Raw genomic sequence first — 21,900 nt, forward strand, 5'->3', positions numbered from 1 at the left:
GCGAGCTCTCGCGGCCACCGCTCCCCGCCTCGCGTGTCGTGACGATCGCGCGCAACGCCCCTCCATGATGAGGCGGGATGCGCGGAAAGATCGCGGTGATTTGCCCGACGACGCAAGCGAAATGATCTGCGACAAAGTAACCCGACGGGCAAACAGCGTTCCGTCGTCATTCCGGGGCGATCGTCCAAACGCGTCTGCGTCTGGACGATCGAACCCGGAATCTCGAGATTGTTGAAAGACGGATGCAAGCCAATGTCGAGATTCCGGGTTCAAGGCCTGCGGCCTTGCCCCGGAATGACGTCGTGGGGCGACGGCGAACTAATAAGTTGCGTTCTACGCCGCGGCCTTGGCCTCGTCGGCGCCATGGAACGCATACACGTCCATGCGCAGCACGCCGTAATTGGCGCTGTTGTGCAGCCGTTCGACGCGGGCGCCCTCTCCCGCGGCGCCGAGTGCAGCGAACAGCGGCAGGAAGTGCTCGTCGGTCGGATGATTGTCGCGCGCATGCGGGGCGAGACGGCGGTAGTCGACGAGGTCGTCGACGCGGCCTTCGATCGCGGCCTTGTGCACCCAGTCGGCGAAGTCGACCACCCAGGACGGCGCGGGGTCGTCGATATCGAGCCGGCGCTTGCGGAATTCGCCGAGATTATGGGTGAAGCTGCCGCTGCCGATGATCAGCACGCCCTCGTCGCGCAGTGGCGCCAGCGCGCGGCCGAGTGCGAGATGATGTGCCGGCCCGCGCTCGGTCTGAATCGAGAGCTGCAGCACCGGAATGTCGGCCTGCGGGTACATCAGGAGCAGCGGCACCCAGGCGCCGTGATCGAGCCCGCGCTCGCGGTCGATGCCGACCGGCAGCCCGGCCGCCTGCAACCGCGCCGCGACGGCCTGCGCGAGATCGGGCGCTCCCGGCGCGGGATAGCGCAACTGATAGAGCTCACGGGGAAAGCCGTAGAAATCGTAGATAGTCTCGTTGGTGGCGACCGCATTGACGGCGGGGATGTCGGTCTCCCAATGCGCCGAGATCACCAAAATCGCCTTCGGCCGCGGCAGGCTGCCGCCGAGGCTGACGAGGAAGTCACGCGCCGCCGAATCCGTGAGCGGCAGCATCGGCGAGCCGTGCGACAGGAAGATGCTGGGAAGGGTCATGTCATCTCTCCTCGGACTGCTGACACGTCGTCAAGATAGCGCGCCAAAACCACAGCTGTCGTCCCCGCGAACGCAGGAACCCATACCGCGTGATCGAGGTTTGAGGCAGGCTGAGTATCGACCGTCGTGCTCAGACCAGTTCCGCCTGTGGTTATGGATCCCCGCGTTCGCGGGGATGACAGCGAAGGTGTGGCGACAGTCGCCGAATCCAACGTCAATGCGCGCTGCGCAACTGACCGCCGGCAAGGCTGCTGCGCAGGCCGCCCAGCGCGTAGGCGCCGTCGCCGAGCAGGGCCTGGATCACCAGGGTCACCGCCCAGAACGCCGGATACTCCCAGCCGCCCTTCGGATTGTTGAAGAAGAACCCGGCGGAGCCATGCACGGTGAAGATAGCGCCGAGCAGGATCGGCACGGCGGCGAGCGCCACCCAGCGGGTGTAGATGCCGAGGATCAGCGCGATGCCGGCCAGGATCTCGGCGGTGATCACCAGATAGGCCAGCTCGGGCGGCAGGCCGATACTGCCGAAGAACTTGGCGGTGCCGGCCGGCGTGAACACGAACAGCTTGAGGCTGGCATGGGCCAGAAACAACCCGCCAAGGGTGAGGCGGAGCAGAAGTGCGGCATAGGGCGCGGTACGGGAATCGATCATCGGAACCTCCGGTGGGGACCCCCAGCATATGGATCATTTCCCGAAAGACGATAATCCGATACAATGGAAATTCAGTTCACACCATAAGAGTGAGATGATCCAGTGTTGGACCGGCTGACCGGACTGGAGGTGCTCTCGAAGGTGGCCGGCTCCGGAAGCCTGTCAGGCGCGGCCCGCCTGCTCGGCATGTCGCCGACCATGGTGACAAAGCACCTTGCCGCGCTGGAGACGCGGCTCGGCACCAAGCTGTTTCACCGCACCACGCGCCGGCTGACCATCACCGAGGCCGGACGCCGCTATCTCGACCTCGCCGAGCGCGTGCTCGGCGACTTCGAGGCGGCCGAGAGCGCGATCGCGGCCGACCGCGTCGAGCCGCGCGGGCTGTTGCGACTCAACGTCCCGCTCGCCTTCGGCACGCGCCAGATCGCGCCGCTGCTCGCCGGCTTCGCCGCGCTCTATCCCGGCGTCAGCGTCGAGCTTGGGCTCAATGACCGGCTGGTCGACCTGATCGAGGAAGGCTGGGATCTCGCGATCCGCATCGGCACCCTCAAGGATTCCAGCCTGGTGGCGCGGCGGCTGGCGCCATGCCGGATGATGGTCTGCGCCGCGCCGTCCTATCTCGCCGCGCATGGGACGCCGCGCACCACGGCCGATCTCGCCGGCCACAACTGCCTCGGCTACACGCTGGCGGCGGCCGGCCCGTCGCGCTGGCGCATGGGCGGCAAGGCCGCGGTCGATGTCACCGTGAGCGGCAATCTGCGCGCCAACAATGGCGATGCGCTGCTCGCGGCAGCGCTCGCCGGGCAAGGCGTGATCTACCAGCCGACCTTCATCGTCGGCGACGAGATCCGCGCGGGACGGCTGGTGCCGCTGACGCTCGAGGTGCCGCCATCGGACCTGCTGGCGGTGCATGCCGTCTACCTGCCGGATCGCACGCCCTCGGCCAAGGTACGCGCCTTCATCGACCACCTCGCGGCGGCCTTCGCGCCGGAGCCGCCCTGGGATCGCGATCTTGCGTGAGCGGCGTCAGTTCTTCGTGACGTCGCCGCGAACGAACTGAGTTTCGGGCGAGCCTCAGAAATCCATTCCGCTCATCCTGCCGCCGGACGGCGTGGCCGGAGCCGCCGCCTGCTCTCTGGGGAGTTCGGCGACCATCGCCTCGGTCGTAATCAGCAGGCCCGCAACGGAGGCAGCGTTCTGCAGAGCGGTCCGCACGACCTTGGTCGGATCGATGATTCCCTTGCTGATCATGTTCCCGTAGTCGTCGGACTGTGCGTCATACCCGTAAGCATATTGATCCCGCTCCAACAATCTGCCGACGATGACGGAGCCGTCGGCTCCGGCATTTGCCGCAATCTGGCGCACCGGTGCTTCCAACGCCTTCATGACGATACCAAAGCCATGCATGATGTCCGGATTTTGCCGAGCAGATTGCCAGCCCGCTCCCCGCGTCCGTGAATGACGGCGAGCGGATTCGCGCCTTTCTCTGAGGTTGAGAATCATTTCTGTCAGATAGTCGATCAATTCGGCTTCGAGCGAATCGGGAAGCTGCAAACGATGGACACGCTGAAAGAAGAAATCCGGATAGACGAACGGACTGTCGGAATTCAGCAGCTTCTCGATGGATGCGAAGATCTCGTTCAAGAGCCTGTTGTTCAACAAGGACTGCTTACGAAGCAAGCGTCCCAGATCGTGCGTGTCAGACATCGCGAGGTCGGAAATGCTGTCCGGCTCGCTCTTGCTCCTGAACACCCGGCTCAGGGCCTGCCTGGCGCGCAACAGCGCAATGCCGCCGCCCGGCAGGATGCCTTCCTCGACGGCCGCACGGGTCGCATGCATCGCGTCATCCACGCGGTCCTTGCGCTCCTTGACCTCGACCTCGGTCGCGCCGCCGACGCGGATCACCGCGACGCCGCCGGCGAGCTTGGCCAGACGCTCCTGCAGCTTCTCGCGGTCGTAGTCCGAGGTGGTCTCCTCGATCTGCGCCTTGATCTGCTGAACGCGCGCCTCGATGTCGGCCTTCTTGCCGGCGCCGTTGACGATCGTGGTGTTCTCCTTGTCGATCATCACCTTCTTGGCGCGGCCGAGCATGGAGAGGTTGACGTTCTCGAGCTTGATGCCGAGGTCTTCCGAGATCGCCTGGCCGCCAGTCAGGATCGCGATGTCCTGCAGCATGGCCTTGCGGCGGTCGCCGAAGCCCGGCGCCTTGACGGCCGCGACCTTCAGGCCGCCACGCAGACGGTTGACGACGAGCGTAGCCAGAGCCTCGCCCTCGACGTCCTCGGCGACGATCACCAGCGGCTTGCCGGTCTGCACCACGGCCTCGAGCAGCGGCAGCAGCTCGTTCAGCGACGACAGCTTCTTCTCGTTGATCAGGATGTAGGCGTCGTCCATCTCGACGCGCATCTTGTCGGCGTTGGTGACGAAGTAGGGCGAGATGTAGCCGCGGTCGAACTGCATGCCCTCGACGACGTCGAGCTCGGTCTCGAGCGACTTGGCTTCCTCGACCGTGATCACGCCCTCGTTGCCGACCTTCTTCATGGCGTCGGCGAGGAACTTGCCGATCTCGGAGTCGCCGTTGGCGGAGATGGTGCCGACCTGGGCGATCTCGTCGTTCGACGTGACCTTCTTGGAGTTCTTGACGAGATCGGCGACGACAGCCTCGACCGCGAGGTCGATGCCGCGCTTCAGATCCATCGGGTTCATGCCGGCGGCAACCGCCTTGGCGCCTTCGCGGACGATGGCCTGGGCCAGCACGGTCGCGGTGGTGGTGCCGTCGCCAGCCGCATCAGCGGACTTCGAGGCGACCTCGCGCACCATCTGCGCGCCCATGTTCTCGAACTTGTCGTCGAGCTCGATCTCCTTGGCGACGGTGACGCCGTCCTTGGTGATGCGCGGCGCCCCGAACGACTTGTCGAGGACGACGTTGCGGCCCTTCGGACCGAGCGTGACCTTCACGGCATTGGCGAGGATGTCCACGCCGCGCAGCATGCGGTCGCGGGCTTCACCGGCGAATTTGATGTCCTTGGCTGCCATTCTCGACGACCTCCTAGGGCTTCAACATCGGCAGACTGATCGCTTTCTGCATATGCCTGATGTTGACGAGACGCAGCTTGGATATCTTGGTCAGGCAAGCCTGGTCGCTGACGACATCGACCCTGAGCCGGTCAGGATCGAAGCCTGCCAGGATCAGCCTGTCCTTGAACTCCATGGCACGATCGAGATCGCATTCCGGCTCCTGGTCGGAGGCCACGATGTAGATCTCGAATCCCAATATCGCGATTTTCTCCCTGTCCAGACGGTTGCTGAACTCGACGAACTGGCCGTCGATGTAGCGCCTGTTCTCCGGCTTCAGGTATTTTGCGTCGATCAGACACCCGATGGTCTGCGACAGCGCTTCGTCCGGGATGGCTTCGTGCTTCTCGCACAAGATGGAGACGCTGAAATGCTTCGAATTGGAGTACTTCGACTGCATGATCTCCTTCTTGCAATCCTGCATCTGCCGCATCGGAACGCCGAAGGGGGACCAGGCACATGGCTGCTCGCCGTCGAGCGTGGCGAAATAGAGAGGAATGACTTCGCGCATCTTATCTAAGCCCCTGATTCAACACCGTCAGAGTTTCGACGAGCGACTCCTGACCTTGCGTCGCAGCCGCCATGAAGTCGGCATGGCTGGCCATCTTGCTGTAGGCAATGAAGGATCGGAGCTTCTTTTCCACCCCCCTGGGCAACCCCGGCTCGACAAGCTGCGAGGCGGCCTCCTTCAGCTCCTTGGCGAGCGACTCCACGTCTTCGACCAGCTCCGCCCGCTTCACCTTGAAATCCGTCTTTTGGACGTCCGTATCCTTGAGACGGCGGACATGGGCCTTTGCCCGTCGCCAGAGCACCCCGATTTTTCCGAGGTCCGGTCCGCCCGACTGCACGAGCCGGCCGATCAGCGACAGGGCGGCGAATGCTGATACGCTGGCCTGCATCAGCGCGGCGTTCATGTCCGATCTGGGCCAGGTTCCGAGCAAGCTCAGCACAGTGACCACCAAGACCGTGACGAGGCAGGGAATGATCGCCGCGACGACCGAGATGTAGTCCGCTCTTGCGGCGTTGATGCATACGACCAGGCACAGGAGTAAGACGACGACCGTGATGCGCGCTTCGTGCCCTGCGGCCTGCGTGCCGAGCGAGGTGAAAATATCGATGGCCTTGATTGCTCCGGTTGCGGCCACCAAGAACAGCAGCGCCATCAGCAGCGGCCCCACCAGCGCATGCTCGGGGCGATACGGAAACCAGATCAGCCGGTGGAAGACGACCTTGTACAATGGCGTATCCCGTCGTGAGACGAAGCCCCGTCTCGCAGGCTGCAGGCAATGGAGACCTCGGGGGCCTCAAATCGAGTATCCAAACCAATCCGAATTAGAGAATAATGATGCCAACTCCAACGTTCTTGCAAGTCCGTCCTGCCGTGCGGGCAATTGCACCTGCGCTGTTGCGCTGCCCGATCCAGCCGTGCCATCGAGGATGATCGGGCTGTGGCTCTGCCGCCTGCAGCGACGTCCGGAGACGTAGAAACTCATGACAGACCAGACTGCGGCCGGGCGTCCATGGACGCTGCTTCGCTCCCTGCAATCCTACCGGTTGAGCGCCCTGCCCGCCGATCTCGCCGCCGGACTGACGCTGGCGGCGATCGCGATCCCCGAGCAGATGGCGACCGCCAAGCTCGGCGGCTTCGCGCCCGAGATCGGATTCTTCGCCTTCATGGCGGGATCGCTGGGGTTTGCGCTGTTCGGCGCCAACCGCTTCCTGTCCTGCGGCGCCGATTCCACGATCACGCCGATCTTCGCCGGAGGCCTGGCGCTGCTTGCGGCCGGCGGCACGCCCGAATACGGCAGCCTGGCCGCGGCGCTGGCGCTGCTGGTCGGGGTCATGCTGGTGCTGGCCGGCGGCTTCAAGCTCGGCGGCATCGCCAACCTGCTGTCGGTGCCGGTCACCGTGGGCTTCCTCGCCGGCATTGCCGTGCATATCATCGTCTCACAATTGCCGGGCGTGCTCGGACTGCCGTCACCGAGCGGGCCGACGCTGGCGCGGATCGCGACCCTCGCGGGCGAGCTTGGCAAGTCCAACGCGTACACGATGCTCATCGGCTTCGGCGTGCTCGCGACCATCACGGTCTGCGAGCGGATCAGCGCCCGCATACCCGGCGCGCTGATCGCGCTGACGGCCGCGACCCTGTTCGTGATGTCGGCCGGGCTGCAGGGCGGTGGCGTGCCCGTCATCGGCGAGATCGCCGGCACGGTGCCGATGCCGTCCGTGCCGCTGATCGGACCGGAACAATGGGCGAAGCTGGTCCCCCTCGCCTTCCTGATCGCCGTCGTGGTGATGGTGCAGACCTCGGCGACGACGCGCTCGTTCCCCTCCGATCCCGACCGGCCGGCCGACGTCGACCGCGACTTCCTCGGCGCCGGCGCCGGCAGCCTGCTGGCCGGATTGTTCGGCGCCTTCCCCGTCAATGCCAGCCCGCCGCGCACCGGCATCGTGGTCGAGACCGGCGGCCGGTCGCAGGTCGCGGGCCTGCTCGCCGCCGCGATCGTGCTGCTGCTCGTGCTGTTCGGCGCCCGGCTGCTTGCGAATGTGCCGGAGGCGGCGCTCGGCGGCGTGCTGCTGTTCGTGGCCTTGCGCATCATCCGCGTCGCGCAGATCACCAGCGTCTATCGTGCGTCGAAGGGCGAGTTCCTGCTCATCCTCGCCACCGCGGTGGCGATCATCGCGCTGCCGATCGAGCAGGGCGTCGCGATCGGCATCGCGCTGTCGCTGCTGCACGGCATCTGGAGCACGACGCGCGCCCACCTCATCGCCTTCGAACGCGTGCCAGACACGACGATCTGGTGGCCGGCGCATCCGCAGATCAGAGGCGAGGAGCTGTCCGACATCGCCGTGGTCGGCTTCCAGGCTCCGCTCAGCTTCCTCAATGCGACGACGTTCCGCGCCGACATGCAGCGCCTGCTGCGCAGCCGCAAGCCGCGGCTGGTGGTGTTCGAGGCCAGTGCCATCGTCGAGATCGATTTCACCGCCGCGCAGACCCTGCGCGACATGATCCATATCTGCAACGAGACCGGCATCGTGTTCGCGGTGGCGCGGCTGGAGTCGCTGCGGGCCCAGGCGGCCTTCGAACGGTTCGGCCTGTACGACGTGCTGCCGCGGGAGCGCGTGTTCCACAGCGTCGATCACGCGCTGCAGAAGCTGCGCGGCAGTGCCTCGGATATGCACGCTTGAGGGAATGGCGGCACGAGCACCGCCGTGGTCGACGACGTCTCCGGGACCAAGCGCACGCTTGCGCGCGGTGACCTCGTGATACAAACCGTTACACGTTGCGGCGACGCTCGACATATGCCTGCTAAATTGATCGGCGAGACAGCAGCCTCACAAGGCCCGGCGCGTCGGCCGCGGCAAGAGAGGAATCATCGATCATGCACAAGCTGTTTCCGCTGCTGTTGATAGTCATCTTCAGCGCTGCCGCCCAGGCTCAGGACAGGAGCGCGATGCGCCAGGCGTGCGGCGACGACGTGCGCACGCTTTGTACGGGAATCATGCCGGGCGGCGGCCGCATCAAGCAATGCATGATCGAGAAGTTCGATAAGCTCTCCGACGGCTGCAAGGCGGCGCTGAAGGACGCGAAGGCGCAGCCTGGCGGCAAATGATGCCGGCTGCGACGAAAGCCGGCGGCAGACGTCGCTCGTCGTTCATGTTCCTTGCAGCGAATGTCTGCTAGAATATCCTAAGATGGCGACGATGCCGTAGCGATGCGCTCCATGATCAGCAGAGCTGCATCGCGCGATCGGTGTCGTGGAGGTCTCTATGGTACTAGGAAGAGGTTTCGCGGCGTCGAAAAAATTGCGAAACCAAATCCTGTCCGAGGACGTCTAAGGACTGCACTGCTTCGAAACCAACGAGAGGACCGCACTGCAATGCGCAATCTGTTCACCTCCGCCCTGCTCGCCGCGACCGTCATGCTGGGCGCGTCGGCCGCGCAGGCCTTCACGCTGCCGGCCCAGCCGGCTGCTCCGGACGGCAATGTCGAGCGCGTCGCCGGCGGCTGCGGTCCCGGCTGGTTCCCCGACCGTTGGGGCCGTTGCCGACCCGCCCCGCGCGTCTATCGCCCCTACGGTTATGGCGGCTTCGGCCCGCGCACCTGCTGGGTCCGGCCGACCCCGTGGGGACCGCGCCGCGTCTGCCGTTGATTTGAATGGACTACAGCGCCGCCGCGTGTCGAACGCGGCGGCGTTTTTGTTTGGTGCTCTCCTGACGAGGTTGGATCGGACGTGTCGCCGCGCAGGTAGTGCGCTCCCTCTCCCCGTTCTTACGGGGAGAGGGAGCGCAGCGTGATCGAGGAGAGAGTTGAGGCCTGATGCGGCTTCAGGCCGGGATGATCTTGCCGGGGTTGAAGATGTTGTGCGGATCGAGCGCGGCCTTCACCGCGCGCATCGCGTCCAGCGCTTCCTCGCCGAGCTCGGACTTGAGGTATTTCTGCTTGCCCTGGCCGATGCCGTGCTCGCCGGTGCAGGTGCCGTCCATGGCCTGGGCGCGCTCGACCAGGCGGTGCATGAACTCGTCGCCGCGCGCCATCTCGTCGGCATCGTCGACGTCGCACATCAAGGAGCAGTGGAAGTTGCCGTCGCCGACATGGCCGACGATCGGCGAGGTCAGCCGCAGACGCGCGAGATCCTCCTCGGTCTCGGTGACGCAGTCCGCCAGCCGCGAGATCGGCACGCAGACATCGGTCGCGACCACGCCGACGCCGGGCCGGATCGCCTTCACCGACCAATAGGCGTCGTGACGCGCCTGCCACAGCTTGGTGCGGTCCTCCGGCTTGGTGGTCCAGGCGAAGTCGCCGCCGCCGCACTCCCTGGCGATCTCGGCAAAGTTCTTCGACTGCTCGGCGACCTCGGCCTCACTGCCATGAAATTCGAGGAGCAGCAGCGGCGTCTCCGGCAGGGTCAGCTTGGAATAGGCGTTGCAGGCCTTCACCTGCGCCGCATTGAGCAGCTCGATGCGCGCCATCGGAATGCCGGTCTGAATCGCGAGGATCGTCGCCTGGCAGGCGCCGCGCACCGTCTCGAACGAGCACGACGCCGCCGCGATGGTCTCGGGAATGCCGCGCAGACGGATCGTCATCTCGCAGATGATGCCGAGCGTGCCCTCGGCGCCGATGAACAGGTGCGTCAAATCGTAGCCGGCCGCGGACTTCTTGGCACGGGTGCCGGTCTTGATGATCTCGCCGTCGCCGCGCACCACCTTCAGCGCCAGCACGTTCTCGCGGATGGTGCCGTAGCGCACCGCGTTGGTGCCGGACGCGCGGGTCGAGGCCATGCCGCCGAGCGAAGCGTCGGCACCGGGATCGATCGGGAAGAACAGGCCCTGGTCGCGCAGATATTCGTTGAGGGTCTTGCGGGTGATGCCGGGCTGGATCACGCAGTCGAGGTCCTCGGCATGCACCTCCAGCACCTTGTTCATGTCGCGCATGTCGATGCAGATGCCGCCCGCGGGCGCGTTGACCTGGCCCTCCAGCGAGGTGCCGGTGCCGAACGGAATGATCGGCACGCCTCGGGGGGCGCAGATGCGGACGACGTCCTGGATGTCGGCGGTCTCCTGCGCCAGCACCACGCCATCCGGCGGCTGCGTCGGCAGCCAGGTCGTGGTATGGCCATGCTGCTCGCGCACGGCCTGCGAGGTGATGAGCCGGTTGCCGAAGCGGGCTGCGAGCGCGTCGAGCGCGCTTTTCAGCGCCTCCGGCGCGGGCCGCTTCAAATCGTGATGGGGGATCGTCGTCGCCACTGCTTCCTCCGAAAGTTGGGCGGACCGTGGCAAAGGACGCAACAGGGGTCAAGGGAGCAAACGGAAGAGCCGATGAGCGATAATGCAGTGCCCACGACGCAAGAGGCCGGGCCGTTCATGTCACAGGTCATGCAGATCGAGCCGCAATGGATCGACTACAATGGCCATCTCAACATGGCCTATTACAACGTGATGTTCGACCGCGCGATCGACCAGATCTGGGCCGAGCTCGGCATCGGCCCTGCCTACATGACGGAGCGCCAGGGCTCGACCTTCACCGCCGAATGCCACGTGCGCTATTTGCGCGAGATCCATCTCGGCGATCCCGTCCAGGTCGCGGTCTGGCTGATCGCAGCCGACGAGAAGCGGCTGCACACCTTCGAGGAACTGCGCCATGCCGGGGAAGGCTGGGTCTCGGCGACCTCGGAGAACATGTCGGTGCACATCGACATGACCAAGCGCAAGGTCTCGCCGTTTCCGCCGGACATCCAGGCCAACATCGCCCGCGTGCTGCGGGCGCATGCCGCGCTGCCGCAGCCCGACGGGCTCGGCCGCGCCATCGGCATGCCGCGCAAGTAGGACCAGCGGGCCATGCGGGCGCGCCGGCGTCCCGCGCTCAGCTCCCGCCGGCCGCCCTCTTCTTCGCAGCACCTGACTTGGCGACGCGCGCCTTCGCGGTGCGCGGCTTGGGACTGGTGGCCCTGACCGCCAAGCGGGCCTGCGGCCGGATGCGGTAGCGCCCCGACCCGGCCGGATCGCGGTTGCCGACCTGGTTCTGCGGCACGCCGCTCAGGACCTGGACGATGTCGTCACGGACGACCGGAAAGATGCGATAATACTGGTGCTCCTGCGGGTCCTGCGCGAACGACGTGACGTCAGAGCAATCCACCGCGGTGACCTTGTCGCTGATGCTGCCCATGTTGTCGGGGCCGTCATTGCCGAGCCGCGGACCGTTGAATTTCGTGCCCGCGCTCAGCGTGTTCAGCACCCAATCCTTGGTCGAGTGATAGACCGTGACGCTGCTCGCGGTGCGCGGTAGATATTTCAGCTTCGCCGGGTCGTCGAACGCATCCGCGTCCTCGTCGGCTGCCGCGAGCACGATCTTGTCGAACGTCCTGCGCAGTCCGGTCAGCGCCGGCTGCGTGCCGTCCATCCGCACCATCGCCGGCACGCTGCCAGCCATGGCCGCGCCGGCCGCGGGATCCGGCATCTGCATCAAGGCCTGCAGCGCGCCGCGCAGGACATAGACCCCCATGCTGTGACAGATGAGATGAATGCTCTGGTTGCAGCGCTCGCTCTCCGGCAGCCCGTCGACGAAATCATAGAGACGCCGCAGCGTGCGCGCCACGGCCGGGCCGGACGCCGCCGCCGTCTTGCGATCGTGCTGGTAGTCCACAAAGGGCAGCGGCACGCCGACCGGCGAGGCCACCGACGGCCAACTGAACACGAACATGTTGGCGTCGATCCCGTAGAACGCCGAGATCCACCCGGCGCGTTCGATCGAGTCGACGAAGCTGTTGCTGAAGCCGTGAATGAACGCGATCGTCAGCCGCGCCTTCGCCAGCATGTCGGTACGCAGGGCGCCGAAGATCGTATTGCTGCCGAGGACGGCTCGGGAGCCTTGCGGAAAGATCAGTTGCTCGTCCTCGACATGAAGCGATCCAGGCACCAGGCCATAGCTCGATGCCTGCAGATCGACGGCGATCTCGGCCCGGCCATACCTGATGTTCAAGCCGTTGACGGGACCGAGCTCGGAGCTGAACCCGGTAATCTGATTCGTGCCTTCAGCCGTGATCGGTTGCCTGTTGGTCGCGAAATAGACCGTGACGTTCATGATCCCGCCCTCTGAGAATATCGCCAGCAAGCATGGCACGGCACCGGACGAGCGGATCGGCGGAAGCGGCGCGAAATGGCTTCCGCACCACGGCAGTCACGCGCGATGGGCCGGATCCGAACAACGTCGCCGTCTGAACAACGTCGCCGAACCGGCGCGGCTTCCGCAACCGCGCTCCACCTCAGATAGAACACCACAAACAGCGCGCACGCAATCGCGATGGATGCGCACGGCGTCTTGCGACGCACGACCGCGCTGCGCAAACCGGCCCATCTCGTCTGGTCAGCCCTGCATCACCCAGTCGGGCAAGCGCGCGAACCAGGGCTGCGCCTGCTCGAGCTGGCGGGCGAGCTGCAACAGTCTCGTCTCGTCGCCGAGCCGGCCTGTGAACTGCACGCCGAGCGGCAGGCCGTCGGCGGTCCAGTGCAGCGGCACGCTCATCGCCGGCGTTCCCGTCAGATTGGCGAGCTGCGTGAACGGGACATATTGCAGGCTGTCGCGGGCGATCTTGTCGATCATGCCGTCGAGCAGGCCCCAGCGCGTCAGCAGCCCGAGCAGGCCGATGCGGTCGAGCATGTCGAGCAGGGTCTGTTCGGCCGTGCTCGGATCGCCCTCGCCGTGCCGGATCGGAGGGTGTGCGAGCGTCGGTGTCAGCAGCAGGTCGTAGCGCGCATGGAAGCGCGCGAGCGCGCGAGCGAACTCGTTCCATTTGAGCAGCTGCGTCGTCAGCGCGCCGGCCGAGATCGCGCCGCCGAGCGTCGACAGCACCCGCGTCAGCAGCTCGAACTCCTCGCGCCTGGCGCCCTTGCCGCGCGCGTCGGCGACCAGCGCCGCGACCTGGCCGAAATAGATGTGCAGGAACGAGGTCGCGAGCGCGGCGCCGTCGATGTCGGGGGTGGCCTCCTCGACCTCGTGACCGAGGCCCCGCAGCAGCTTCACGGCGTTGTCGACCGCAAGCTTCGCCTCGGCATGCACCTCGGTCCCGATCGGCGACGCCGCCGTGTAGCCGATGCGCAAGCGGCCGGGATCGCGGGCGACCGCATTGGCATAGACCACGCCGGGCTCGGCGGTGAGAAAGGGATCGCCGGGCTCGCTGCCCGCGATGACGTCGAGCGCGAGCGCGGTGTCGCGAACGCTGCGCGACAGCACGCCCTCGCTCGAGGCGCCGAACCAATACTCACCGAAGCCCGGGCCCGACGAGATCAGGCCGCGCGACGGCTTCAGCCCGAACAGGCCGCAGCAGGCGGCGGGAATGCGGATCGAGCCGCCGCCATCATTGCCGGCGGCCATCGGCACGACGCCCGAGGCGACCGCCGCTGCAGCGCCGCCGCTGGAGCCACCCGGCGTATGCGCGGGATTCCAGGGGTTGCCGACGCGGCCGAAAGCGCGGGAGTCGCTGACGCCCTTCAGCGCGAGCTCCGGCAGGTTGGTCTTGCCGAAAATCACGAGGCCGGCTTCGAGATACCGCCTGACGACCGAGGCATGCTCGGCGGCGGCGAAGCCGGACAGCGCCTTGCTGCCATAGGCCGTCGGCAGGCCCGCATAGTCCTGGGCACAATCCTTGATCAGGAACGGTACGCCGGTGAGCGGGCCGGTGGCGAGCTTGGCAAGCTGCGCACGGGCCTCGCCCTCCATCAGCCTGCAGACGGCGTTGGTCCGCGGCTGGGCCCGCTCGTTCTGTACCAGCGCGAGCTGCAGCAGCTCCGCCGCATGGGTCTCGCCGCCCTTCACCGCGGCGGCAAGCGCCGTTGCATCTCGCTGCACATAGTCCCCGAAGTTCACGCCGCCCTCCCCGCACCGCATTCGTTGCCGTGATCGTAGCTGATTCTGGCTGCAACCGAGGCGCAGTTGCGCCGAACGCGGCGTCAATGCGGCCCCATCGGGGCGATCATGGCGACATGATGATCAACCCCGGTCGACTCGAGGGCCGGATTGCGCAGCTTGGTCCCGATTTTAGTTAATTTGATTCAGATCATTCGTCGCGTCTCTTGTGCCGACCTAACCTTACGCATCGTTAGTTGCGTAGAGTTGACGAGAGAGCGATGGGACGCCTCGCAAGCCTGCTGAGCCGAGCGCACGGTCCGCATGAGGATGCGGCGGCCCTGCCCGTGACCACCGCCGACTACTTCATCCTGCTGTCGCGCGCGATGGAGAACCTGCCGGACTCATCCCCCGAACGCCGAGCCGAAGTCTACCAGTCGGCCCGCCAGGCGCTGGTGACCCAGTTGCAGGCGATGGATCCGCCGGTCTCGCGATCACGCATCAAGGCCGAGCAGCGCGCGCTCGACGACGCGGTTGATACGATCGAGACGCGCGCGCTGACGACACCGGACGGCAGTCCGGAACAGACGACGACGCTGGTCCCGGATGACCCGCTGTATCCCTCCGCCGTTACTGCACAGATCGACATTCCCGCCGCTTCCGTTTCAACAGCTCAAGATGATGACCAGGACCCCGCCATGGCTCAAAGTCAGTTTCATTCCAAGTTTGCCCCGCGCGCCGTCGAGGAGAAGCCGATGTCACGACTCGATGAAATCAACCGCGTCCTGCGCAAGCTGCAGAGCGACTCGTTCGGGGTCGAGGCCTGCGCGCTGATCTCGGAGGACGGGCTGATGATCGCGAGCGTGCTCGCGGCCGACATGGAGGAGACGCGGGTCGCCGGCATGACCGCGACCTTGCTGTCGCTGGGCGGCCGCGCCGCCATGGAGCTCGGCCGCAGCCATCTGCAGGAGGTCATCATCCGCGGCGAGTCCGGCTACGCCGTGCTGGTCAGCGCCGGCCGCGGCGCGCTGCTGCTCGCGCTCACCAACGAGAACAGCAAGCTGGGCTTAACCTTCTTCGACATGCGCGAAGCCGTCCGGTCGCTGCAGAAGGTGCTGTAGCGCATCGTCGTCAATGAGCCGGCGCGCGGCGATCGCGCGGCGCCGGCGGGGAGTCATTTCATGACCAATACCGTCCTCTATGACGACGGCGTTCACAAGAACATCCTGCTGGAGGATTTCGGCGCCGGCGACCTCGCGGTGCAGGCGAACCAGCATCTGATCATCCACGACCGCATCGGCATGCTGCTCGATCCGGGCGGCCACAAGGTCTATTCCAGGGTGCTCAGCGAGACCTTCAGCGAGCTCGCGGGCGGGCGGCTGAAATATCTGTTCCTGTCGCACCAGGATCCCGACATCGTCGCAGCGATCAACGGCTGGCTGATGACGACCGACGCCGACGCCTACATCTCGGAGCTGTGGACCCGCTTCGTGCCGCATTTCGGCTTCGACCACATCGTCGCCGACCGGCTGAAGCCGATCCCCGATGAAGGCATGGTGTTCGATCTCGCCGGCAGCAGGCTGTATGCGCTGCCGGCGCACTTCCTGCACAGCGAGGGCAATTTCCAGCTCTACGATCCGATCTCGAAGATCCTCTACAGCGGCGACCTCGGCGCTTCGATCGGCGTCGACTACACCGTCGTGCGCGACTTCAAGGCGCATACGCGCTTCATGGAAGGCTTTCACCGCCGCTACATGGTCTCCAACCGCGTCATGAAGGCGTGGGCGCAGATGGTGAGCACGCTCGACATCGAGATCATCGCCCCACAGCACGGCGCGCTGTTTCCGGATGCTGCAATGTCGCGCCAGTTCATCGCATGGTGCGCGGGGCTCGAATGCGGCATCGACCTGATCACGCCGAAGTTCAAGGTACCCGTGGGCTGAGATGCTGGCGCCTTCCCCGAACTCCGTTCCGCCCTCGCCCGCGATGCGCGTCGATGCGTGCACCGTGGCCGGCGAGGAGGCGCCGATCTGGCTCGCCGCGGCCTTCGCCGTCGCCGGCACCCTGATCGCCGTCATGTCGGCAGCGCTCTGGCAGCAAGGCATCGCTACGCCGCCGGTCGCGACGGCGGCAATGCCGGTGATGGCCGTGCCGCAGCGCGACGACCGCATTGCCGACGCGGCGCCCAAGCGACGGGAGGCGCGGATCGTCGACCCGGCACCGGTGGTCGCGGCGCCGCCGACGCCGCCCGCGCCCGCTCCCGTGGTAATCGCGCCACCGACTCCGCTGGTCGCCCCGGCAGCGCCCCCGGAGCCCCAGAGCCCCGCGAAGCCTTCCGCCGAGTGCTTCGCCCCGCTGGCGGTCGGCTTCGAGCGCGGCAGCGCCCGACCGAACCCTGCCGACATGAAGCGGTCGCTGGCGATCCTGCAACGCACGCTCGCGCGCCACGGCGATGCGACCATCATCATCGAGGGCCATACCGACGCCAGCGGCACCGAGGATCTGAACGTGCTGCTCAGCTATTCGCGCGCCAAGGAGATCGCGGCCCAATTGAAGCGCGAGGGCCTCCCGGCGCAGCGGATGTCGGTGCGCGCCGCCGGCGCCGGCGAGGCGCGCGGCGATGCCCTGGCGGTCGCGGGCGACCGCAAGGCCGTGCTGCGCATTGCGGGCGTCGATGATTGCAGTCAACTCACAGCGACGAAGCGACCATGACGATCTATGCCATCGTGAGCGGCCTCGGCGCCGCCATCCTGCTGCTGACCTCGGGCTATCTGTTCGGCGCCCGCCAGGGCGCGCTGTCCCGCGAGCTGCTGCGGCGGCAGGTGCAGATGCAGGCGGCCAGCCTCGACCAGTTGCAGGAGCAGAGCAGCCACGACGCCATCGAGCGGGAGACCAGCCTGCGCAGCGCGATCGAGGACGTGCTGGCGCCGCTGGTCGAGCGCGAGCGCATCTCGCTGGATCTGGCGCAGCTCGCGAGCCGGCCGGGCCGGCGCCGCGAGCTGGTGCCGCTGCTCGACCGCATCGCCGAGGTCGGCCGCTTCCAGACCGTGCTGCTCACCAACGAGGAAGGCCTGCCGCTCGCGGCCAATACGACCGCCCACCGCACCGAGCAGCTTGCGGCAGCGGCGACGCGGCTTGCGCTGGTGGCGGAGAAGATCGCCGACGAGACCCATATCGCGCCGTTGTCGGTGATGCTGCGCGACGCCTCCGAGGCGACGACGCTGTGCCGGATCTTCCGCGTGCAGGACCAGACGCTCACTCTGACCGCGCTCTCCAACGATACGCGCCTCGCCTCCGTGGCGCTCGATCCGGCGCTCGCCAAGGTGCAGGTCGCGCTGACGGCGCCGGCCTGACACCTCCTCAAAACGCAAAGAGCGCAGCACCTCTTGCGAGGCACTGCGCCCTTCGCCGACCTCATTATCAGGGATGAGGCCGACTACACGCGGCTGCGGCCGCGGGCGAGGCCCACGACGGCCGAAACCAGAAACAGCACGACGGCGATGAAGAAGATGATCTTGGCGATCTCGATGGAGGCACCGGCGACGCCGCCGAAGCCGAGAATGCCGGCGATCAATGCGATAACCAGGAAGGTGACAACCCAGCCTAACATGACACGACCTCTGTCTCTCGATTGCGGTTCAAAGCGACGCGGAGCTTGCGCCGTTGCCAGAACAATCGTGGCTTGGAACAAAGGTTCCGGCCGCGCGGGCCGGTAAAAATTCGCGATCTGCCGGAACAAAAGCCCGCCTAGGCTGGAGCAGACGTCCGTCTGCCCCGATTTAGGGCTATAAAACGCCGCCGCCGGCCCCATATAGCCGTCAATCCCTGCTATGAGGGCTCCTTCCTGCAGACCTCGCGATGCCGTCATATGATGCCATCCGAGGGACGAGACTGATTCGCTGATGACCGAGCCCAACCGCGTGAGCCCTTTTCCTGCGCCCGACCACCAGCCCGTTGCCGGCGGCATTGCCGCGCGCGCCCGCGCCGCCGCGACCGGTGGTGCGCGCTATCTGGCGGGCCTCAATCCGGAGCAGCGCGAGGCGGTCGAGACGCTCGATGGCCCGGTGCTGGTGCTCGCCGGCGCGGGCACCGGCAAGACCCGGGTGCTGACCACGCGCATCGCGCATATTCTGAGCCAGGGCCGCGCGAGGCCGAGTGAGATTCTGTCGGTGACCTTCACCAACAAGGCCGCGCGCGAGATGAAGACGCGGCTGGCCGAGATGCTCGGACAGGCGGTCGAGGGCATGCCGTGGCTCGGCACCTTCCACTCGATCTCGGGCCGCATCCTGCGCAGCCATGCCGAGCTGGTGCAGCTCAAGTCCAATTTCACCGTGCTCGACGTCGATGATCAGATCCGCCTACTCAAGCAGTTGCTGCAGGCCGAGAACATCGACGACAAGCGCTGGCCGGCGCGCATGCTGGCCGGGCTGATCGACGGCTGGAAGAATCGCGGCCTGGCGCCGTCCCAGGTGCCCTCGGGCGAGGCCGCGGTGTTCGCCAACGGCAAGGGCGGCAAGCTCTATGCGAGCTATCAGGAACGGCTGAAGATCCTCAACGCCGCCGATTTCGGCGACCTGCTGCTCGAGAGCATCCGGCTGTTCCGCGAGAACCCGGACGTGCTCAGGCAATATCAGAGTCGCTTCAAGTTCATCCTGGTCGACGAGTATCAGGACACCAACGTGGCGCAATATCTCTGGCTGCGGCTGCTGTCGCAGGCGCCCTCGTCCTCCGGCTCGTCATTGCCGGGCTCGACCCGGCAATCCATCACGTCTTCGGAAGAAGATGGATCACCGGGTCTCGACGCCGCGCGTCGGCCCGGTGATGACGACAGAAGTGTTGCCGCGCCTAGCTCGGCCCCCGCCCTCAAGAACATCTGCTGCGTCGGCGACGACGATCAGTCGATCTACGGCTGGCGCGGCGCCGAGGTCGACAACATCCTGCGCTTCGAGCACGACTTTCCCGGCGCCAAGGTCATCCGCCTCGAGCGCAACTACCGCTCCACGGGGCACATCCTCGCCGCCGCCTCGCATCTGATCACGCACAACGAAGGCCGGCTCGGCAAGACCTTGCACACCGAGGACGTCGAGGGCGAGAAGGTCACCGTCACCGGCGCCTGGGATTCGGAAGAGGAAGCGCGCGGCATCGGTGAGGAGATCGAGGAGCTGCAGCGCAAGGGCGAGCATCTCAACGACATCGCGATCCTGGTGCGCGCGTCCTACCAGATGCGCGAGTTCGAGGACCGCTTCGTCACGCTCGGCCTGCCCTATCGCGTCATCGGCGGTCCGCGCTTCTACGAGCGCGCCGAGATTCGCGACGCGCTGGCCTATCTGCGCGTCATCAACTCGCCGGCCGACGATCTCGCCTTCGAGCGCATCGTCAACGTGCCGAAGCGCGGGCTCGGCGATGCCACCGTGCAGATGCTGCACGACCACGCCCGCAAGCGCCGCATCCCGCTGTTCGAGGCGGCGCGCGCGGTGGTCGAGACCGACGAGCTGAAGCCAAAGGCACGCGGCTCGCTGCGCGGGCTGATCCTGCAGTTCGAGCGCTGGCGCGCCCAGCGCGAGGTGACGCCACATACCGAGCTCGCCGAGATCGTGCTCGACGAGAGCGGCTACACCGAGATGTGGCAGAAGGACCGCTCGGCCGATGCCGCCGGCCGCCTCGACAACCTCAAGGAGCTCGTCCGCTCGATGGAGGAGTTCGAGAACCTGCACGGCTTCCTCGAGCACATCTCGCTGGTGATGGACCGCGAGGGCGCAGCCGACGAGGAAGCGGTGTCGCTGATGACGTTGCACTCGGCCAAGGGGCTGGAGTTCGACAACGTGTTCCTGCCGGGCTGGGAGGAAGGCCTGTTCCCGAGCCAGCGCACGCTCGACGAACAGGGCCGCGCCGGGCTGGAAGAGGAGCGCCGCCTCGCCCATGTCGGCCTGACCCGCGCGCGGCGTCGCGCCAAGATTTATTTCGCCACCAACCGCCGCATCCACGGCACCTGGACCACGACCATTCCGTCGCGCTTTCTCGACGAGCTGCCCGCGGCGAGCGTCGAGATCACCGAATCGAAGGGCGGCTCGGGCTGGGGCGGTGCTGGCGGCTACGGTCCGTCGCGCTTCGACAACGTCGAATCGTTCGGATCGAGCTATTCCACGCCGGGCTGGCAGCGCGCACAGGCGCGTCGGCCGGGCGCGGCACGCGGTTCGTCGGAGAGCGGCTTCAAGGAAGAGCCGTCGCCGTTCTCGGGCCGTGATCCGTTCGGCAGCGGCTTCGGCGGTAATTTCGGCCGCGGCAAGCGCGGACCGATGACCATCGAGGGCGAGCTGGTGGCGAAATCCACCGGCACGACGTCGGAATTCGCCCTCGACGACCGCGTCTTCCATCAGAAGTTCGGCTATGGCCACGTCGTCAAGATCGACGGCAACAAGCTGACCATCGCGTTCGACAAGGCCGGCGAGAAACACGTCGTCGACAGCTTCGTGCAGCGGGCGTGACCCGGCGGCCACGCCGCCGCACTTCGCCTTGGTTAGGCCTTGACCATGGCAGCGTGCATCGTATGAGATGCAATCATGGTCCGAGGATACATTCTGTTGAGTGTTGCGGTCGCGCTGTGTGTGCCCTCGCTGGCGGCGGCGCAGACGATGAGCTTTGGCGATTCCGCGGGGCTGATCGCCTCGAGCTGCGGCGCAGACATCACCGCCAATTGCCGCGGCGTCAACCTCGACTCCAACCGCCTCAAGGAATGCCTCTCGCGCAACCAGGACGTGGTCTCCGCGCAGTGCAAGGCGACCTATTTCAAGGCGTTCGAGGCGATCCAGAAGCGCATCGCGGCGCGGGTCACGGTCGCCAATGCTTGCCAGCGCGAGATCGTCAAGCTGTGCGGCGGCTCCACGAAGGAAACGAGCAAATCGATCCCGTGCCTGTTGACGGCCAATGGCGTGAGCGCGCGGTGTCAGCAGGCGATGGGCGAAGCGGGGTATCGCTGATGCGGCGGACCGCGAGATCACTGCTGTCGGGGCTGATCGCTGCTTCGCTGGTGGCCGCGAGCGCGCCCGCGTGGTCGCAGGAGCTGAGTCGCGAGGACATCGTGCGCCAGCTCGGCCGCTTCGAAACCGCGCCTGCGCTGGATCTTCCGGCGCTGAAGCAGCAGACGCAGGAGCGTTCCAGGTCGCGCGGGCGCAACGAGCCGCCGCCGCAGAAGCGCCCGCCGATCGCGCCGGAGCTGGTGAATCTGCCGGCCTTCAACGTCGACATCCAGTTCGACGTGGACACGCCGATCGTGCGTCCGGAATCCTACCAGACCGTCGCGCGGATCGCCGATGCGATGGTGTATTCCGACCTGCTGCCCTACACCTTCCTGATCGTCGGCCATGTCGAAGCCAACGGCAAGCGCGAGTCCAACGTCATCCTGAGCCAGCGCCGCGCCGACGCGATCCGCGACATCCTGGCAAACACCTTCAAGATCTCGGTCAAGCGGTTGCAATCGATCGGACTTGGCGAGGAGCAGTTGCTCGACCCGTCCAAGCCGACCGCCGCCGTCAATCAGCAGATCCAGATCATCCCGATCGCAAAAACCGTCGAAGAGGCCGCAGCGCCGCCTTCGCCCCCTGCTCCGACGACGCCCGGCAAGCAGGGCCCCCGCAAGCATCGCAATTGATGCAATTGGGACCCGCGCGCAGGCCATGAACCCGGAGCG

Annotated in this window: 21 protein-coding genes; 12 read left to right on the forward strand and 9 right to left on the reverse strand. The window is 66.3% G+C overall.

What is annotated here, in order from left to right; genetic code table 11:
* Window positions 1–333 precede the first annotated feature (333 nt).
* Window positions 334–1,146, reverse strand: a complete 813-nt coding sequence (locus ACQR2C_RS01880) for a DODA-type extradiol aromatic ring-opening family dioxygenase (protein ID WP_434880297.1) — start codon at window positions 1,144–1,146, stop codon at window positions 334–336.
* A 214-nt stretch (window positions 1,147–1,360) separates the two neighbouring features.
* On the reverse strand, window positions 1,361–1,795 hold the full coding sequence (locus ACQR2C_RS01885) for a DoxX family protein (protein WP_315805528.1): 435 nt from the start codon (window positions 1,793–1,795) through the stop codon (window positions 1,361–1,363).
* Between the two features lie 102 nt (window positions 1,796–1,897).
* On the opposite strand from ACQR2C_RS01885, the gene ACQR2C_RS01890 reads away from it, so the two are divergent.
* Complete coding sequence (locus ACQR2C_RS01890) at window positions 1,898–2,815, forward strand: LysR family transcriptional regulator (protein WP_316183623.1); 918 nt, start codon at window positions 1,898–1,900, stop codon at window positions 2,813–2,815.
* A 54-nt stretch (window positions 2,816–2,869) separates the two neighbouring features.
* On the opposite strand, the gene groL is transcribed toward ACQR2C_RS01890, so the two are convergent.
* The 3 genes from groL to ACQR2C_RS01905 are packed head-to-tail and all read right to left on the reverse strand — an operon-like array spanning window position 2,870 to window position 6,108.
* A complete protein-coding gene (gene groL, locus ACQR2C_RS01895; protein ID WP_434839294.1) occupies window positions 2,870–4,831 on the reverse strand; it encodes a chaperonin GroEL in 1,962 nt (653 codons plus the stop codon).
* 13 nt (window positions 4,832–4,844) lie between these two features.
* Window positions 4,845–5,381 carry a hypothetical protein gene (locus ACQR2C_RS01900; RefSeq protein ID WP_315802157.1) on the reverse strand — a complete coding sequence of 179 codons (537 nt, stop codon included), beginning with the start codon at window positions 5,379–5,381 and terminating at the stop codon, window positions 4,845–4,847.
* A 1-nt stretch (window position 5,382) separates the two neighbouring features.
* Entirely contained in the window at window positions 5,383–6,108 is a 726-nt protein-coding gene (locus ACQR2C_RS01905; protein WP_315802156.1) for a hypothetical protein, read from the reverse strand.
* Window positions 6,109–6,361: 253 nt separating this feature from the next.
* Here ACQR2C_RS01905 and ACQR2C_RS01910 point away from each other — a divergent pair, with 253 nt between their 5' ends.
* The 3 genes from ACQR2C_RS01910 to ACQR2C_RS01920 all read left to right on the forward strand — a co-directional run bounded on the left by ACQR2C_RS01910 (window position 6,362) and on the right by ACQR2C_RS01920 (window position 9,024).
* Complete coding sequence (locus tag ACQR2C_RS01910) at window positions 6,362–8,059, forward strand: SulP family inorganic anion transporter (RefSeq protein WP_434880298.1); 1,698 nt, start codon at window positions 6,362–6,364, stop codon at window positions 8,057–8,059.
* Window positions 8,060–8,253: 194 nt separating this feature from the next.
* Complete coding sequence (locus ACQR2C_RS01915; protein WP_434880299.1) at window positions 8,254–8,484, forward strand: hypothetical protein; 231 nt, start codon at window positions 8,254–8,256, stop codon at window positions 8,482–8,484.
* 267 nt (window positions 8,485–8,751) lie between these two features.
* Window positions 8,752–9,024, forward strand: coding sequence for a GCG_CRPN prefix-to-repeats domain-containing protein (locus ACQR2C_RS01920; protein WP_315802153.1), 273 nt, complete (start codon window positions 8,752–8,754; stop codon window positions 9,022–9,024).
* A 175-nt stretch (window positions 9,025–9,199) separates the two neighbouring features.
* On the opposite strand, the gene ACQR2C_RS01925 is transcribed toward ACQR2C_RS01920, so the two are convergent.
* A complete protein-coding gene (locus ACQR2C_RS01925; RefSeq protein ID WP_316217705.1) occupies window positions 9,200–10,618 on the reverse strand; it encodes an FAD-binding oxidoreductase in 1,419 nt (472 codons plus the stop codon).
* Between the two features lie 72 nt (window positions 10,619–10,690).
* On the opposite strand from ACQR2C_RS01925, the gene ACQR2C_RS01930 reads away from it, so the two are divergent.
* Window positions 10,691–11,197 carry a thioesterase family protein gene (locus ACQR2C_RS01930; RefSeq protein WP_434880300.1) on the forward strand — a complete coding sequence of 169 codons (507 nt, stop codon included), beginning with the start codon at window positions 10,691–10,693 and terminating at the stop codon, window positions 11,195–11,197.
* Window positions 11,198–11,234: 37 nt separating this feature from the next.
* Here ACQR2C_RS01930 and ACQR2C_RS01935 read toward each other — a convergent pair whose 3' ends face one another.
* The gene (locus ACQR2C_RS01935) at window positions 11,235–12,452 is read right to left on the reverse strand and encodes an alpha/beta hydrolase (RefSeq protein WP_434880301.1); all 1,218 of its coding nucleotides are present in this window, start codon (window positions 12,450–12,452) and stop codon (window positions 11,235–11,237) included.
* Between the two features lie 282 nt (window positions 12,453–12,734).
* Complete coding sequence (locus ACQR2C_RS01940) at window positions 12,735–14,234, reverse strand: amidase (RefSeq protein WP_434880302.1); 1,500 nt, start codon at window positions 14,232–14,234, stop codon at window positions 12,735–12,737.
* 260 nt (window positions 14,235–14,494) lie between these two features.
* Between ACQR2C_RS01940 and ACQR2C_RS01945 the strand changes: the two genes are divergently transcribed.
* The 4 genes from ACQR2C_RS01945 to ACQR2C_RS01960 all read left to right on the forward strand — a co-directional run bounded on the left by ACQR2C_RS01945 (window position 14,495) and on the right by ACQR2C_RS01960 (window position 17,566).
* Window positions 14,495–15,334, forward strand: coding sequence for a roadblock/LC7 domain-containing protein (locus tag ACQR2C_RS01945; RefSeq protein WP_315802148.1), 840 nt, complete (start codon window positions 14,495–14,497; stop codon window positions 15,332–15,334).
* 60 nt (window positions 15,335–15,394) lie between these two features.
* A complete protein-coding gene (locus ACQR2C_RS01950) occupies window positions 15,395–16,156 on the forward strand; it encodes an MBL fold metallo-hydrolase (protein ID WP_434880303.1) in 762 nt (253 codons plus the stop codon).
* A 64-nt stretch (window positions 16,157–16,220) separates the two neighbouring features.
* Entirely contained in the window at window positions 16,221–16,925 is a 705-nt protein-coding gene (locus ACQR2C_RS01955; protein ID WP_434880304.1) for an OmpA family protein, read from the forward strand.
* Window positions 16,922–17,566, forward strand: coding sequence for a hypothetical protein (locus tag ACQR2C_RS01960; RefSeq protein WP_315713402.1), 645 nt, complete (start codon window positions 16,922–16,924; stop codon window positions 17,564–17,566). Before ACQR2C_RS01955 ends, ACQR2C_RS01960 begins: the two co-directional genes overlap by 4 nt.
* Window positions 17,567–17,649: 83 nt before the next feature.
* Here the strand turns inward: ACQR2C_RS01960 and ACQR2C_RS01965 are convergent, their stop codons facing one another.
* Complete coding sequence (locus tag ACQR2C_RS01965) at window positions 17,650–17,823, reverse strand: DUF1328 domain-containing protein (RefSeq protein WP_315802178.1); 174 nt, start codon at window positions 17,821–17,823, stop codon at window positions 17,650–17,652.
* A 292-nt stretch (window positions 17,824–18,115) separates the two neighbouring features.
* On the opposite strand from ACQR2C_RS01965, the gene ACQR2C_RS01970 reads away from it, so the two are divergent.
* The 3 genes from ACQR2C_RS01970 to ACQR2C_RS01980 all read left to right on the forward strand — a co-directional run bounded on the left by ACQR2C_RS01970 (window position 18,116) and on the right by ACQR2C_RS01980 (window position 21,861).
* A complete protein-coding gene (locus ACQR2C_RS01970; protein WP_434880305.1) occupies window positions 18,116–20,698 on the forward strand; it encodes an ATP-dependent helicase in 2,583 nt (860 codons plus the stop codon).
* A 75-nt stretch (window positions 20,699–20,773) separates the two neighbouring features.
* A complete protein-coding gene (locus ACQR2C_RS01975; protein WP_315802144.1) occupies window positions 20,774–21,190 on the forward strand; it encodes a hypothetical protein in 417 nt (138 codons plus the stop codon).
* Entirely contained in the window at window positions 21,190–21,861 is a 672-nt protein-coding gene (locus tag ACQR2C_RS01980) for an OmpA family protein (protein ID WP_434880306.1), read from the forward strand. The genes ACQR2C_RS01975 and ACQR2C_RS01980 overlap by 1 nt, the downstream gene beginning before the upstream one ends.
* The last annotated feature ends 39 nt before the right edge of the window (window positions 21,862–21,900 follow it).

It is taken from the genome of Bradyrhizobium sp. HKCCYLRH3061 (assembly GCF_051168015.1).
Classification (GTDB): domain Bacteria; phylum Pseudomonadota; class Alphaproteobacteria; order Rhizobiales; family Xanthobacteraceae; genus Bradyrhizobium.